Here is a 16,147-nt window from a genome sequence, read left to right on the forward strand (position 1 = left end):
AGGAAATCCAATACATTTCACTGCTGCAGTTCTGATTTCAAATTCGTTCAATAACAAAATGGCAGAATCACCGAATTCCAAGGCGCGATGGGGACGCTGAACGAATCGGCCTTGAGGCCCGACAAAGGAATCTCCGTAATGCCTAATCCACCTACAGTGAACTTCTCCCATCTATGCAGTCGAAACATGCAAAGGTCGACATCCCCCTTTACCACATACCCAAAATTTCTTGGTTTAACTTGAAATCGTCAATCCGTTCTTTGATTTTGGTCATAAAAATTACTCCCTTCTATTTGCTAAACAACGCAAATAAAAGAGAGTAATTTTTTGAACTCTATTGTTGCAGTGTACTTAAGACTCCAATTTCCTAAACGCTGGAAACCCTTATTTATCAAGGCTTCCAAGCGATTTATAAGATTGAATTTCTTCCGCCTATTCCCACTCGATCGTAGCCGGTGGCTTCGAAGTTACGTCGTACACGATACGGTTAACGTTGTCGACTTCGTTAACGATACGAACGGAGATTTTCTCGAGAACATCCCAAGGGATGCGAGCCCAGTCGGCTGTCATGCCGTCGATGGACGTTACCGCGCGGATGCCGACCGTGTACGAATACGTACGAGCATCACCCATAACGCCAACGGACTTCATGCCAGGCAGAGCCGTGAAGTACTGCCAGATCTCGCGGTCTAGACCGGCTTTTGCGATCTCTTCGCGCAGTATCGCATCGGATTCGCGAACGATGTGCAGCTTGTCTTCTGTTACTTCGCCCAGCACGCGGATCGCAAGACCCGGACCCGGGAACGGTTGACGCCATACGATCTCAGCAGGCAGACCGCATTCTTCGCCGACTTTGCGAACTTCGTCTTTGAACAATGCTTTAAGAGGCTCAACCAGCTTGAACTTGATGTCTTCAGGCAATCCGCCTACGTTGTGGTGGGATTTGATCGTTTGAGCCGTAGCCGTACCGCTCTCTACGATATCCGTGTAAAGCGTGCCTTGCGCCAGGAATTCGAAGTCGTCAAACTTCGCGGATTCTTCTTGGAATACATAGATGAATTCGTTGCCGATGATTTTGCGTTTTTGCTCGGGATCGTCTACGCCCGCCAATTTGCTCATGAAGCGGTCACGCGCATCAATCTTCACAACCTTCATGTCGAACTTGCCAACGAAGGTATCCATTACGCCTTCTGCTTCGCCTTTGCGCAGCAGACCATGGTCGATGAACATACAAGTCAGTTGATCGCCGATTGCTTTGTGAAGCAGGATCGCTACAACGGAAGAATCAACGCCGCCGGACAAGGCGCAAAGTACTTTTTTGTCGCCAACTTCGTTACGAATTTCTTGGAGCGTATCTTCGATGAACGATTCCATCGTCCAGTTGCCTTCGCATCCGCAGATGTTGTACAGGAAGTTGTGAATCATTTCGTTGCCATACACGGAGTGACGAACCTCCGGATGGAATTGTACCGCGTAGAATTTGCGATCAGGATGGCTCATTGCAGCGATTGGCGCATGCTCGGTGCTTGCGTCGACGCGGAAGCCCGCAGGCGGCTCGACTACAAGATCGCTATGGCTCATCCATACCGTTTGACGCGCTTCCAGGCCTTGTGCCAGATGGCTGCCTTCCGCAAAGTCAACTTCTGCTTTACCGTACTCGCGTTTGCCAGCGCGCTCCACTTTGCCTTCGAGCTGATGCGACATCAGCTGCATGCCGTAGCAAATACCAAAGATTGGAATGCCCAGATCATAGATTGCCGGATCAACCAGCGGGGATTTCTCTTCATATACGCTTGCCGGTCCTCCCGAGAATACGATGCCTTTCGGCTGCAATTCGCGGATCCGTTCCACCGACGTGTTAAATGGCAGCAGTTCGCTGTAAACGCCCAAATCGCGGATGCGGCGTGCGATCAGCTGATTGTACTGTCCCCCAAAGTCGAGAACAATGATAATTTCATTCTTGTTCATTACCGAGCCTCCCTCAATTAATGTAGTAATTATATATATAGCCCTTTGGACGAGTCAAGGCAGGAAGCAGAGGAAAGCTCGATTTCTGTCGACTTATCGGGGCTTTATTTCAAATGGATAAGATCGGGCACGGTAACAAGTTCCATGTTCTTCGCCTTCAGCTTGGCGATCACCCGTCCAAGAGCTTCCACGCTCCCCGTCAGATCTTCGCCCTCCCCGCCCGCCGAATGCTGCAAAATAATGCTGCCGTTCTTGGTTGCGTTCATAATATTGGCGTAGACCTCTTCGGCTTTCAGCCCTTTCCAATCCAGGGAATCCACGTTCCAGTTAATGATTTTTTTCTCCATGCTGGCCAGCCAATTGATCTGATCCTCCGTCACCCCCCCGTAAGGCGGTCTTACGAGCGAAGGAAGGTAACCGATATAGGTCTTGATGAGCTTATCGGTTGCGTTGATTTCGTCTCTGAAGTCCTCATCGGACAGCTTCAAAAAATTCGGATGGCTGTAGGAATGGTTGCCGACGGCATGCCCTTCGTTCAAGATCCGCTGAAAAATCTCCGGGTTCGCTTCGATCCGGTTGCCCACGACAAAAAAGGTCGCTTTGACGCCGGCTTTTTTGAGGACATCCAGTACCAGCGGGGTAAACGTCTCATCCGGACCGTCATCGAAGGTCAGCGCCACCCGCTTCTCCTTGGAATCGCCCTCCAGCAAAAACGTGCTTCTATACTTCTCGCGCAGCTCTGCAAGCGTTAGAGGCTCTTCCTTGCGGACCGCCTTCTCCGAGCCGTCTACCAGCTCAGGCGTATCGTCATCCCCGTCTTCCTGAATTCGGATCGGCACTCCTTCATCGGAATAAGCATTAGGCTGGGGCTGTGCTTCCTTGCCCTCATTCTGCGCCGCGCCCGAATGACTGCCGCAGCCTGCTGACGCAAGCGCAAGCATGCCGGCTATAAGCACAACGGCTAACCCTCTAAACATGGTAAATCCTCCTTCTGCGCATAGTCATGTCGTAGTTTTCCATTTTATTAGAATGGCAATTGGCGGAAAGTCTATTCATAAAGGCGGCCAACAGCCTCTTCCGCTTGCATTTTAGTGGCATGAATCTGCCGCTCTGCCGTCTTTAAGGTCCCCCAGGGACCTTAAACGCTCAGCTAGCTCACTCTTTCCGGCTCTTAAGGTCCCTCAGGGCCCTTATCTCTGTTATTCGTCCCTATTTCAGCGCACGAAGCCAACTCTTTTCCGTGTTTAAGGTCCCCCAGGGACCTTAAACACCCAGCTAGTTCCCTCTTTCCCGCTCTTAAGGTCCCTCAGGGCCCTTATCTCTTTTATTTCAACGCAAAAAAAGCCCGTCTCCGAATGGAAACGGTGACGGGCTGGTGTTAGAGCTATTCGGCAGCTTGAACGGCTGCCGCCGGGACAGCTTTGCCGGGCTTGCCAAGCAGCGTATGCATCGCGGCGGCAAGCTCCTCCGGAGGCGGGGCGGTCCAGTCGGCCCGCTGCCCGAACCTTGCGGCATCGTCCCAGGCGATGAACCGCTTGAGCGCTTCGGCGCGCGCGCCGGGCATGGACGCCGATACGGCGTCCGCGTACTCGCGCGCGGTATGATGCGGCGGCCGCGCCATCATGCGGCGGCCGAGCAGGCTCCACGCCGCGGCGGATACCGCGGCGAACTGCTCTTGCACGGCGGCGGCGCGGCCAGCAGCGTACGCCATGCCGTACCGGCGCAGCGAGAGCGCGAGGCGAAGCCGCCTGCGCTGCGCCGCTGCCGCGGCAGCGGCCGCGAGCAAGAGCGCGGCCGCGCCTGCGGCGGCCAGCGCGGCGGGCGAAGCCGCCGCCGCGCCATTGGCGGCGCTCTGCGCCGCCTGCGCGAGGGCATCCGCCCCTCGCGCCACGCCCGAGGCGGCGCGTTCCACTGCCGCCTCAAACCGCGCCAGCATGCCGTCCGTTCCGGCGACGGCATGATCTGGCGCCCCCGCATCATCGGCGGCTCCGCCCGCCGATGCCGCTCCTCCGGACGCCGATGACCCGGCGTCCGCCTCCGCTGGACCCATTCCGCCGGCAAAGCCCGGCGTCGGGTCAAACGGCACCCAGCCAGCGCCGGGGAAGTACACCTCTACCCAAGCGTGCGCATCCTTCGCGCGCACGTTGTAGAGGGTCCCGGTCGAGCTGGCCACATCCCCGCCCGCCGCCGTTGATACCGGCGTACCGGATACGAACCCTTTCACCCAGCGCGCCGGAATCCCTTCCTCGCGGAGCAGAATCACCATCGCGCTTGAGAAATGCACGCAATAACCGCGCTGCTGCTCAAACAGGAAGTCGTCGACAAAGTCGGCTCCCTTCGGAGGAACGGCGCTGTCCAGCGAATAGGCATAGCTGTTCTTCAAATATTGCTCGACCGCTTTCACCCGGTCATAACGGCTGGTCAGGCCCGCTCCGGCTATCTCGTCGGCCAGCGCCTTCACGCGGCCCGGCAAGGAATCCGGCAGCTGCAGATACTCCGAGAGATCCGGCTCATCGGCTTTCGGATTCAGCGCGGCGGTCTCCCCGGCGGAAGACGAACTGTCCGTGCTGCGAAGTGCCGCGTCATCGGTTACGGGAAGAAGGCTTTCCACCGTATACCGCTCGACCTTCGCTTCCTTATCCGCCGCATACAGCGCTTCAGCCAGTTCATCCTCGACATACGTGCTTAATTGCCGGTTCGGGTCAACGGCGGACAAGCTGACTACGCGTCCGGCGCTCCCCGCAAAAAACAACGGCAGCCCCGGCGAACCCGAAGGCTCGGTCATCACGACGGTCTGCTTAATCGTCCGGCTGTCCGCTGACGTGCTGACCGTAATCTCAGGCAGCTTATCTCCGTACTCCACCGGATGCAGCACCTTGCCGCTCCAGCTGCTGCTCCAGCCGCGGCCGTCATAGACCGATTTGGATTCGCCCCGCCAATAGGTCTGCACAGGAGAAAAGCCGCTGAATACAACGGTATCATCCTGCTTAATTGAAGCCCCAAGCTCGCGGTCATCCAAGCCGTAGCCGGTAACGGCACGCCCTTGCCCCGCTGCGCCGACGGCCGCCTGCATAGCGGCGGAATAATCCGCTTTGCCAAGCTCCGCCATCGCCTGCTCCAGCCGGTTCGCCGCGTTCACCGTCCACTCCGAAGGCTCGGTCTGCCTAGGTTGGCCGCTGGAGATCAGCATGCCGATGCCAACGCATAGCAGCACGAGAAACTCGCCCGCAGCCACCCATTTCGGATTTAACTGGCGGTCATATTCGCTGGTGCCGCCATGCAGGCGCTTTACTCTTGCAATCGTCACGACCGCCCCAAGCAGCAGACCCTCCGCCGAAGTTCGAAGCAGTCCGTCAAACACGTCCATCCCGACCCAGGTATGAAGAATCAGCAGATAGGAAGCCGTAACGGCCGTCAAGCCCAACGCCATCTGCCTGATCCATACAAGCGCCTGCAGCGCGGGGGCGAGCATCACCCAGCCTACGAACAGCAGCAGCGTCCGCAGCTCGTTTGTCATGGTCCACATGCCGTAAGCAAACAGCTCTTTGATATCTCCGGCAAGCATGCCGGGATAGTTCGCCAGCCATTGCACGGCATTCTCGTCGTCGCCTTTAAATAGAAGCATAAGGGTCATGACGCATAATACGCTGTTCATGAGAAGCGACATATACCAGGCCGGGCGGAAGAGCCCCGTAATCATCACGCAGCCAACAACGGTCATCAGCGGACCAATCTGATAGATATCCGCCCATTCCCCGTAATGCAGCCACGGCAGCATCCATTCCGCCAATAAGCCAAAGAGCAGTACTGTCGTCAGCAGGCGGAAGCCAAGCGATCCGTTCTCTTGCCTTGCTTCACGCATGCCGTCCGCCTCCTTCCGCCGTTTGCGGCTGACGGTTCATCCGTTCCGGATAAGCCAGCCAGTTCACCAGCAAGCCCGCCTGCTCCAGCAGCCGCTGCTGTTCCCGCATCGCATACGTAAGGACAGACTGCTTCGTCACGACATGCAGCTCAATCCGGCAGCTATGATCGGCAGCGTAGCCCGCCAGCTGGATCCAGCTTTGGCCGCGTTTCCAGTCTGCCGTATAGACATGGACAATTCCGCCCGGCTTCAAGCCGCCTAGCTCGGTCCGAAGACTGTCGACGGAAACGGCGGACTTCGCAAGCCTCAGCCTCGCAAGACGCTCCAGCAAAGCTTTCTCCTGCTGGCCCGTCACACCGCCCCGCTTCTTCTCTCCCTTGCGGAAGGATGCTTTTTTATCCGGCTTCGCCTCTTCTGCTCCCGCAATAAGACGGATCTCGCAGCCCTCCGCTGCCGCCCGTTCAATGCCTCTTGCCATCCACGCAAGAGAAGCATCGAATAACCGGCCGTCATGGCTATAAGCGGCCGAGAACGTGTCGGCAATCATCATGATTACCGCCGGCTGCTCAACCATATGCTGCTTCGTGAACATGCCCCGCCCTTTGGCCGCGGCACGCCAATTGATATGCCGCATCGAATCGCCCTCGCGGTAAGGCCTGCTGTCAGGTCCAATGCCAGCCTGCTGCAGCAGCCTGTCTGCCGTGGTCTCGCTGATCTCCCCGCTGTCGCTTATATAAGCCGCCGAGGAATCGCCGGATATCTGCTCCGCAACCGCTCCATGCAATCGTTCCGCGCGTCTCCCCAGCTCTTCCGGAAGCGCCGGTACGGCGATAAGGGTACCCGGACATTCCAGCCTTCGGTGAATAGCCGTAAGACCCAGCCAATCCCCAACCGTCACCGTCACCTGGCCGAATTGATGCTCCCCGCGCCTTACCGCAAGGACCGAATAGCTGATCTCGATTTCTTTCCGAAGCAAAGGCATCACGATATACCGGTAGTCCAATCGGGGCTTTCCGGCCGCACTCGCGTTGGTCATTCCGTCATGGACGGCCAGCCAGACAAAAGGGACAGCTGAAGTGCGCTTCAACGTCAGCTTTACGGCAGCCTCTCCGCCGTCCTTGATGTTTGGATCGGGTATGACCCGGCCGACCGATAGCCCTATAGCCGAGATCAACGGCAACGCAACGGATAAAATCGGCAGCAGGCTGAGCACGATCAGCATAAAGGTCTCCACCGCTCCGCCGCGGGTCAGAAAACCTACCAGACTAAAGGACCAGCCACCTGTAATAATGAGCCACGCCCCCCACCGGGTACGGTAAAAGAACATTTGTTCCGGCGCTGCCTCCGTTTGTTCGGCATCCCCAGCCTTACTCCCGTCAGCAAGTGAGCCCTGCACCACTTGGTGGCTTGTAGCCGATGCCGTCGCATTCGCGGTCTTCTGCTGCGCTTTCATCTCTGCCTCCCGGCTTGACCAGGCGCAATCGACGCAGGAAGAGGCGTGCTTCTCATAATCCGGTTCAACGCCTCCGCTGCTTGCCTGCCTCCGGCGCTTACTCCGTTCAGCCGGTGAGCAAGCACGGCCTCTCCCGTAGCGAAGAGGTCATCCGGCAGCACGTAGCGCCTGCCTTCCACATAAGCTCTGGCCTGCGAGGCGCGCAGCCAGTCGCGTCCCGCGCGCGGGCTTAATCCAAGCTCCAGCTCAGGTGCGCGTCTTGTCGCGTCCGTCACCTTCGCCATATATTCCAATAATCCGGGATGAACATGCGCCTGCCTTACCTCGCGCTGCATCCGCACCCATTCCTCCAGCATCAGCACCGGGCGCAGCTGCTGAGGCTCGGGCCGGGAGTCGGAAGCATACTGCTCCAGCATCCTGGCTTCATTCTCCATAGACGGATAACCGATGGACAGCCGCATCATGAACCGGTCCAGCTGCGCTTCCGGCAGCGTATTGGTTCCTTCATAGCTTAATGGATTTTGCGTTGCGATCAGCACAAACGGCTCCGGCAGCCTGCGGGTCTCCCCTTCCACGCTGATTCTCCGCTCCTCCATTGCCTCAAGCAGCGCGGACTGCGTACGCGGGGAAGTACGGTTGATCTCATCGGCGAGGACGATATTGGCCATAATGGGCCCCGGCCGGTAGACAAGCTCGCCAATGCGGGAATCCCAGACCGCTCCGCCTATCACATCGCCGGGCAGCATATCCGAGGTGAACTGGATTCGCTTGAACTCTCCGCCGAGAACGCGGGCAAAAGCGCCGGCCAGCATCGTTTTCCCCACGCCGGGCACGTCCTCCAGCAGCACATGACCGCCCGCAAGCATGGCCGTCAGCAGCTGGGTGACCGTCTCTCTTTTTCCTAGCAATACATGATCTACTCTATGAATAAGCCGTTGCAGCAGCACTTGCGGCGACTCGGGCCAAGGCTGCGCTTCCTGTCTCCCCGATGATCCTTCGAACTTGGGCACTATCATCTCTTCCACCGACCTCCTGAAAAATAGCTTCTCTATCTTTCAGTATCGCCATGCCCCGTTCTATTTAGACCTGCTAGATTGCGGAAGGCTCTGCCCAAATCTCCCTTCTATCCGCCGTTACGGCGATTCTATTAATGACAATATGGAATTTCTGAAGCGTCTCCCGCAACGGGACCATAATACGGCTTGGCAATGATTTCCCGCTGCCTCCTGCCTCGGAGGCCGTCCAGCTTACGCTTTGATTATTGACCACCGCTTCAACGATGCCGTTCGTCATGTCCAGGCGAATAATCCCTTGCAGCCCAATAGCCAGTTGGCGCAAGGGCACGGCAATCGTGCCGCTTTGCATGCTGTACTCCTGCGGTGCAAATTGGAGCTCACGCTCGCCCGCATGGACAAGCAGGCTTTGCGTGTTTGGAGCAGCCGGCTTGGCTCTTGTCTTTGCCGTATACTGAACAAGGGTCAACGTCTCGGCCGCCGTCACCTTCGCGCGCTTCCATTTCAACGTAGCCGCGAGCCGGAACTGGATAGGCTTGACCTGATCGGTCAAGACGGAGAACTGATAGCCTTTCTTTTTGAAAAAAGCGATCACTTCCGGCAAAGCCTTCACCGACTCCCCGTGAATCGAGCTGTCATGCATCAGCACGACCACTTTGCCCGATAACCTGGAGCCCTCTACGGCGCTTATGATTTCTTTCTCCGGGACGCCCACCCGCTTCGAATCGCCGCTGTCCACATTCCAGTCGTTCACGATATAACCGGCCTTGGCAAGAGCGTCGAAATAACCCTGATCAAAGTTGCCAAACGTCCCTCCCGGCGCGCGGAGCAGATTCGTCCTCACACCCGTCGCTTTAAAGATGGCGTCATCGGTGTCCATCACCTGCTTCGCGAACACGGCGAAATCGCCGTACAGCTCCCCGTACACATGATTATACGTATGATTGCCGATCGCATGCCCTTCCTGCAAGACTTGCCTGGCTATGCCCGGATACTGCTTCACTTCCTTGCCCAGCATGAAAAAGGTTCCCTTCACCTCTTCCCGCTTCAGGATGGCCAGAACCTCCTTGGTGAGCTCGCTTGGCCCGTCGTCAAACGTCAAGTAGACCGTTGGCTTGGCAGCGGCCTTTGCTTCTTCCGCGCTATAGTCGACCAGCTGATCCGCCAGAATCAAGCTGCCCGCGCCCTCTTCAGACTGAACGGCTTGTCCAGGAGCTACGCGCTCTGCGGCGGTTGCCACCTCGCTTGCCAGCCCCGCGTATGCCGCATCGAGAGCGACCTCTCCCTGACGTTCCGTTACAGGACCGGCTCCCAGAAGCCCAAACCAAATCACAACCAAACATAACGCGGTCTGCATGAGCAAGCGCATCAATTCTGCCACCCTTCTCTACTCTCGTAATCAATCTAATAGAGTATATGAGCGGCAAATCTAGCAAATGACCGAAATTGCGCAACAAAAAAGCGGACCCCCGACGGGCCCGCCTTCCAATCCTTTAAAGCTTTGCAGCCTCGTCCGCAACCTGCTGGATATGACCTTTAATCTTTACGCCGCGCCATTCGCGGACCAGCTTGCCTTTCTCGTCGATGAGAAAGGTCGAGCGGACAACGCCCATGTACTCGCGGCCATACAGCTTTTTCATCTGCCATACGCCGTACTTCTCGCATACCTTATGCTTCTCGTCCGACAGGAGCAGAAACGGCAGGCTTTGCTTCGCGATAAACTTCTCATGCGAGGGAACCGGATCCGGGCTGATGCCAAGCACCACCGTATTGCTGCCTGCCATCGCCGGATAGGCATCCCGGAAATCGCAGGCCTGCTGGGTACAGGTCGGCGTATTGTCCTTCGGGTAGAAATAAATAACGACCTTTTTCCCGCGGTAATCGCTCAGCTTCACGGTCTCGCCGTTTGAGGCCGGCAGCTTGAAGTCCGGCGCCTTCTTGCCTATCTCTAATGCACTCATCCTATATAACCTCCAATGCCTTCCTTAACCTGCACATCCTAAGAGCCCGCGCCGCGGTACCGCTTAACGCCGTAATTCCATACGGCCAGCCCAAGCGAGAACACGATAATGCCCATCACCGGCGTAAACCAGGCCAGCTGGGACAAATCATCCGCCTTTTTCTCCAGGAAGTAGGATGCCGGAATAACGCCAACGAAGGCAAACGGCAGCAGCCAGGTCAGGACGAAACGAATCGTTTTATTATAAATGTTGACCGGATAACGGCCATAGTTCTGAACGTTATAAATTAGCGGCACGATCCCCGTCGGCGCGTCCGAGAAGAACGAGATGGCCGACAGCGCCGTATAAATGCCCGCATACACAAGCACGGCGCCAAGCACGAACAGGAGCATGATCAGCACGTAATACCAATGGAAGGCCAGTCCAAGATCATTCCAGCAGACCGCCATAATGATGGCCCCAACTACGGAGCCGATCAGGGACGGCGGATCCACGTTCTCGAGCAGCACCTGGAAAAGGTTATGAGCCGGACGCGTCAGGATGCGGTCCATCTCGCCTTTTACGATATAACGCTCACTGAAGTTCCACATCCCGAAGAAGGTGGAGAAGATCCCGTACGGGATCATGAAGAAGCCATACACGAAGACCACTTCCGACTCCGTCCAGCCGCCAAGCGACGGCGTATGCTGGAACACGACCAGGATGAAGATCAGGTTCATCCCCTGAAACATCATGTCCGACAGCACCTCGACCCAGAAGTCGGCACGGTACGTCAGACGCGTTTTGGCGTAGTTTTTAATGTACTCCCAGAATAATACGGCATACAACATATCGAATTAACCTCCTTGCACGAACAGCCGCTTGCGGGCCGCACGCCAAGTAAACATGATGGGCACAAGCAAAATAAAGAACCATAACGCCTGCAGCCCGAGAACTCCCCAAGCCTCGCTCATCGGCGTACGCCCCGTGAATACGGCGCTTGGCAGATACGTGATGGCCTGGAAGGGCAGCCATTCCATCGTGCTCTTCAGCCAGCCCGGGAAGAAAGCAATCGGAATGAGGACGCCGGAGAACAGGTCAACCAGCACCCGCTTCATGCGCATCATCCCTTCGTTATTTTCCACGAAGAAAGCGGCGAGACCAGTCAGAATATTAAGCTGCGAATTAATAAACAAGCTGAACATCAGCATGATGAAATAAATAATCCAAACGGACGGATCCTTGGGAAGCTTCACCGGGAACAGCAGGCAGACGATGAAGAGCCCCGGTCCCATAAACAGGATAAGGCGGAACAGCCCTTCGCCAAGACCCTGCATCATTTTCACGAACAAATACGAGTACGGGCGGATCAGCTGCATCGCTATGCTTCCGTCCCGGATGTCGTTCGCAATTTCGCGATCCAGGTTATTGAAGTAAAACGCGCGCGCCATCCAGGACACCGCAATGTACGTGGTCATCTGGGCAAGCGTAAAGCCCTGGAGGGTCTCCGCTGAGCCGAAGATCGCCTTCCACAGGAAATAGTAAGCGCCAATATTAATCGCATAAATAACAATACCGCTGTAATAATTAACGCGGTAAGCAAGCATCGTCAGAAACCGGATTCGGATAAAATCGAGATAAGCGCTCATCATCGGAGAGAAGTCTCCTTCTCGGGCTCCTCAGCCTCTGCCTCCTGCTTTGGGGAGTCTGCCTCCAGAAGCGTTGCGGCAGCAGTCGCCGAAGCCGATCCGGAGCGATAGATCTCCCGAACGATATCGTCGGTGTTCGTCTCGAGGATTTTGATATCCCGGATATCCGCTCCGCCTACAACGACGCCAAGCGCATCGGAGACATTAATGGTATGAGGCAGCCACATCGAAGCCCCCTGCTCGCTCATCGTCCAAGTGACATCCAGCCCCGCCGTTAACAGCTGAAGCTTGGCGAGCGAGGTAGGCGTGCTGAATTGGAACTGGATCTCCCGCCCTTTGCTCCAGCGGTTCTTCAGATCCTCAAGCCCCCCGTCATATATAATCCGGCCGTCATCCAGCATAATGACACGCGAGCATAACGCTTCGATATCCTGCAGATCATGCGTCGTGAGCAGAATGGTTGTCCCTTCCTCGCGGTTCAGCTCCTTCAGGAATTCGCGGATTTCCGTCTTCACGACAATATCCAGACCGATGGTTGGTTCATCGAGGAACAGAATCGACGGATTATGCAGAAGCGATGCAACCAGCTCGCAGCGCATCCGTTGACCAAGACTAAGCTTGCGGACCGGACGGTTCAGCAGATCGCCCAGATCGAGGCGTTCCACCAGGTTGTCCAATCTTTTGCGGAAATCTTCCTCGGACACGCGATATACTTTGCGCAGCAACTGGAAAGACTCAATAACACCGATATCCCACCAAAGCTGTGAGCGCTGGCCGAAAACAACGCCAATCCCTCCTACAAACTTCTCTCTGTCTTTGAACGGTACATAACCATTTACTTTTAATTGGCCGGACGTCGGTACAAGAATACCCGTAAGCATCTTGATCGTTGTAGACTTGCCTGCTCCATTCTCGCCAATATAACCGCAAATCTCGCCTTGCGGAATTTGGAACGAAATATCTTTAACGGCTGTTACCTCGTTATATTCGCGTTTGAACAGGTCTTTGAGTGCGCCGGACAGTCCTTCCCGGTTCTTCTGCACTTTAAATTGTTTTCGCAGATCTTTGACATCAATTGCCAGCATAGCTCGAAATTTCTCCTCTCCGTTTAGAACGGTCGACATTTCCCGGGGAATTATGATATTTTTCCAAGGAAAACGATAAAACTTGCTTCTATCCATCGTTCCGCTTTATAATTTTATGATATGTAATATTACATTAGTTATGGTTGTGCGTAAATGGCAGGCATCATCGGTTCGGGAGCGATGAATTGCCTGTCTGATTTGGGTTTACACACTTATGAGGATGAGTTGCTGAAAGGAGCACTACTACAGTCATGGCTACACAAGCTAAAAAGAAAAGAAAACCTTGGAAATGGGTACTCAGCGGTTTTCTCGTAGTTATAGTCATTGCCGTCGCAGGCCTCGTATATTGGGGCACCGGCGTATACAATTCGTTAGACGACTTCAGCAAGGACAAAGATGATTCCCGGTTTGGCCAATTCGAGAACAACCCAACCGTCGAAGCTCCGCCGGAATGGCAAGGCAAAGAGCGCGTCAACATTTTGCTGCTTGGCGGTGACGCCCGGGGCTTAGAAGAAAACCAGGTACCGCGTTCCGACTCCATCATGATCGCGTCGTTTGACCCGGTAACCAAGAAAGCTCATCTTTTCTCGGTTCTCCGTGACACCTATATCGATATTGAAGGTCATGGCAGAGGCCGGGTCAACACGGCGATTACGCTTGGCGGACCGCAGCTTGCCATGAAGACGGTCGGCGATCTGCTTGGCCTCGATATTCAATATTATGTCTACACCGATTTCGAAGGATTCAAAGCTTTGGTCGATACCATCGGCGGCGTCTACTTCGATGTCGAGAAGGACATGCATTACACCGATAATGCGGATGAGAACAAGTACGATATCGATCTGAAGAAGGGCTACCAGCTGCTTGACGGCGACAAGGCCTTGCAATACGTTCGTTTCCGCCACGATGCGATGAGCGACTTTACCCGTACGGAGCGGCAGCGCGAGTTTCTTGGCGCTGTAGCCGATAAGCTTAAATCCGGCTGGAACATCGTTCAGATGAAAAAAATTCTGGACAGCGTTTCGCCTTACATCGAGACCAACCTGCAGGTTACGGATATGCTGAAGCTTGGCCAGCTGGGTGTTGAATCGCATTTGGCAGGCACGCAGCAGGTTCCTCCAATGGACCTCATCGCCGAAGAGCATGTTGGCGGCGCTTCCGTCCTTGGCGTTCGCGATCTGGATGAACTGAAGGCTTCCGTTCAGGACACCTTGTCGAAGGACGATACGGTAACAACGCCATCTCCTTCCCCAGGGGCGGAGAACGGAACAGACACAACCACCAATAACAGCAGCACACAATAGGGATATAGATATTAGAAAAAAAGAACCTTCGCGTCCGCCAGCCGGCAGATGCGGAGGTTCTTTCGCATTCATGCAATTAAAGTTGGAGATCGTTAACCATTTATTAACTTAATCATTGGCAGTTGCGCATTACGTTGCACGAATTACAGCATATTGACGAATTTGAGCCCGGTGAGCAGATATATCCTGCACGAAATACAGGATAAGATAAACTTAACTGCCCCGTTGAGCTAGTTTCCGAATGATATCCTGCATTTGGTACAGCATAACTAACCAGTTGCCTGTCCTTAAGGCAAATATACTGCACTTCGTGCAGGGTAAAGAGCTGGGGGACCCTGCATTTGTCGGACGAAGCTCTGCCATAGCGGCGCAGCCTATTTTTGCGTGCAGCGCGGCGGAAGATAACTGTTTTGCAAGAAACCCTCGCGAGCATGACTTGCTTTTTGCTCCGCTTGCGCGATAATGGATAGTATCGATTTTTCTTTCAATCAGGCCGTTCGTCTTTCCAACAGCGGCTTACATAATACGAAATACGGAGGATTTATTTTATGTCTATGCAACGTACACGTTCGGAGGCGCTTTATGCGGAAGCGCTGCAGCATATCGTCGGAGGCGTCAACAGTCCGTCCCGCTCCTACAAAGCCGTTGGCGGCGGTGCGCCGGTATTCATGAAGCGTGCGGAAGGCGCCTACTTCTATGATGTTGACGATAACCGCTATATCGATTATTTGGCCGCTTACGGCCCGATTATTACCGGACATGCCCATCCGCACATTACCGAGGCAATCGTCCGCGCAGCCCGGAACGGGACGCTGTACGGCACGCCTACGGAGCTCGAGATTCAGATGGCGCGCATGCTGAAGGAAACCATCCCTTCTCTGGATAAAGTGCGCTTCGTCAACTCCGGCACCGAAGCCGTGATGACGACGATCCGCGTAGCCCGCGCCTATACCAAACGCAACAAAATCATCAAATTCGCAGGCTGCTACCACGGCCATTCCGACCTTGTTCTGGTTGCCGCGGGCTCCGGCCCTTCCACGCTTGGCATTCCGGACAGCGCCGGCATCCCAACCTCGATCGCGCAAGAAGTGATTACCGTGCCGTTTAATAACCTGCCGGCTTTAAAAGAAGCACTCGAGCGCTGGGGCGACGATACCGCGGCCGTCATGATTGAGCCGATTGTCGGCAACTTTGGCATGGTTATGCCCGAGCCCGGCTTCCTCGAAGGGGTATGCAAGCTGACCCGCGAAGCTGGCGCGCTCGTTATTTATGACGAGGTTATCACGGCATTCCGCTTCCATTACGGCACGACCCAGACGTTTAACGTCTTCCCGGACTTCAAAGCCATCGAGCCGGATCTTACGGCGCTTGGCAAAATTATCGGCGGCGGCCTGCCAATCGGCGCTTACGGCGGCCGCAAAGAAATTATGGAGCAGGTAGCGCCGCTTGGTCCGGCTTATCAGGCGGGAACGATGGCGGGCAATCCCGCATCCATCTCAGCCGGCATCGCTTGCCTGGAAGTGCTTCAGGAAGCCGGCGTGTATGACCGCATGAACGAGCTGGCGACAACACTCGCGGAAGGTCTTCGCATTTCTGCTGCGAAGCATGGCGTTCCGCTGACGATTAACCAGATCCGCGGTTCATTCTCCACCCACTTCTGCAGTCATCCGGTGACCAACTATGATGAAGCGCAGGATACGGACGGCGAAATGTTCGGCCGCTTCTTCAAGCTGATGCTGGGGCAGGGCATCAACCTCGCCCCTTCCAAATACGAAGCCTGGTTCCTTACAACCGCTCATACGAAAGAAGATATCGAGGTTACATTAGCGGCAGCTGATCAAGCCTTCTCCCGGCTCTAATAGACAATGCAAAA

At 55.4% G+C, this 16,147-nt stretch carries 12 protein-coding genes; 2 read left to right on the forward strand and 10 right to left on the reverse strand.

The features are described from left to right. Positions 1-432: 432 nt before the first annotated feature. The 10 genes from guaA to M3194_RS26565 all read right to left on the reverse strand — a co-directional run bounded on the left by guaA (position 433) and on the right by M3194_RS26565 (position 12,970). A complete protein-coding gene (guaA, locus tag M3194_RS26520) occupies positions 433-1,968 on the reverse strand; it encodes a glutamine-hydrolyzing GMP synthase (protein ID WP_251657124.1) in 1,536 nt (511 codons plus the stop codon). Positions 1,969-2,072: 104 nt separating this feature from the next. Continuing rightward, positions 2,073-2,945, reverse strand: coding sequence for a polysaccharide deacetylase family protein (locus M3194_RS26525; RefSeq protein ID WP_251657125.1), 873 nt, complete (start codon positions 2,943-2,945; stop codon positions 2,073-2,075). A gap of 407 nt (positions 2,946-3,352) precedes the next feature. Then, positions 3,353-5,830: a transglutaminase TgpA family protein gene (locus M3194_RS26530; RefSeq protein WP_251657127.1), complete on the reverse strand. Its 2,478-nt coding sequence runs from the start codon at positions 5,828-5,830 to the stop codon at positions 3,353-3,355. Continuing rightward, complete coding sequence (locus M3194_RS26535) at positions 5,823-7,283, reverse strand: DUF58 domain-containing protein (RefSeq protein WP_251657128.1); 1,461 nt, start codon at positions 7,281-7,283, stop codon at positions 5,823-5,825. Before M3194_RS26535 ends, M3194_RS26530 begins: the two co-directional genes overlap by 8 nt. Further along, positions 7,280-8,299 (reverse strand): AAA family ATPase, encoded by a 1,020-nt coding sequence (locus M3194_RS26540; protein ID WP_251657129.1) that lies wholly within the window; start codon positions 8,297-8,299, stop codon positions 7,280-7,282. Before M3194_RS26540 ends, M3194_RS26535 begins: the two co-directional genes overlap by 4 nt. Positions 8,300-8,372: 73 nt before the next feature. Then, positions 8,373-9,677, reverse strand: a complete 1,305-nt coding sequence (locus tag M3194_RS26545; RefSeq protein ID WP_251657130.1) for a polysaccharide deacetylase family protein — start codon at positions 9,675-9,677, stop codon at positions 8,373-8,375. A gap of 112 nt (positions 9,678-9,789) precedes the next feature. After that, positions 9,790-10,257, reverse strand: a complete 468-nt coding sequence (bcp, locus tag M3194_RS26550) for a thioredoxin-dependent thiol peroxidase (RefSeq protein ID WP_251657132.1) — start codon at positions 10,255-10,257, stop codon at positions 9,790-9,792. A gap of 38 nt (positions 10,258-10,295) precedes the next feature. Next, positions 10,296-11,087 (reverse strand): ABC transporter permease, encoded by a 792-nt coding sequence (locus M3194_RS26555; RefSeq protein WP_251657133.1) that lies wholly within the window; start codon positions 11,085-11,087, stop codon positions 10,296-10,298. Between the two features lie 6 nt (positions 11,088-11,093). Next, on the reverse strand, positions 11,094-11,888 hold the full coding sequence (locus tag M3194_RS26560; protein ID WP_251657134.1) for an ABC transporter permease: 795 nt from the start codon (positions 11,886-11,888) through the stop codon (positions 11,094-11,096). Then, the gene (locus tag M3194_RS26565) at positions 11,885-12,970 is read right to left on the reverse strand and encodes an ABC transporter ATP-binding protein (protein WP_251657135.1); all 1,086 of its coding nucleotides are present in this window, start codon (positions 12,968-12,970) and stop codon (positions 11,885-11,887) included. Before M3194_RS26565 ends, M3194_RS26560 begins: the two co-directional genes overlap by 4 nt. Positions 12,971-13,221: 251 nt before the next feature. Between M3194_RS26565 and M3194_RS26570 the strand changes: the two genes are divergently transcribed. Then, on the forward strand, positions 13,222-14,274 hold the full coding sequence (locus M3194_RS26570) for an LCP family protein (RefSeq protein ID WP_251657136.1): 1,053 nt from the start codon (positions 13,222-13,224) through the stop codon (positions 14,272-14,274). Positions 14,275-14,822: 548 nt separating this feature from the next. Beyond that, on the forward strand, positions 14,823-16,133 hold the full coding sequence (locus M3194_RS26575) for a glutamate-1-semialdehyde 2,1-aminomutase (protein WP_251657137.1): 1,311 nt from the start codon (positions 14,823-14,825) through the stop codon (positions 16,131-16,133). Positions 16,134-16,147 lie beyond the last annotated feature (14 nt).

Source organism: Paenibacillus glycanilyticus (assembly GCF_023715145.1).
Classification (GTDB): domain Bacteria; phylum Bacillota; class Bacilli; order Paenibacillales; family Paenibacillaceae; genus Pristimantibacillus; species Pristimantibacillus glycanilyticus_A.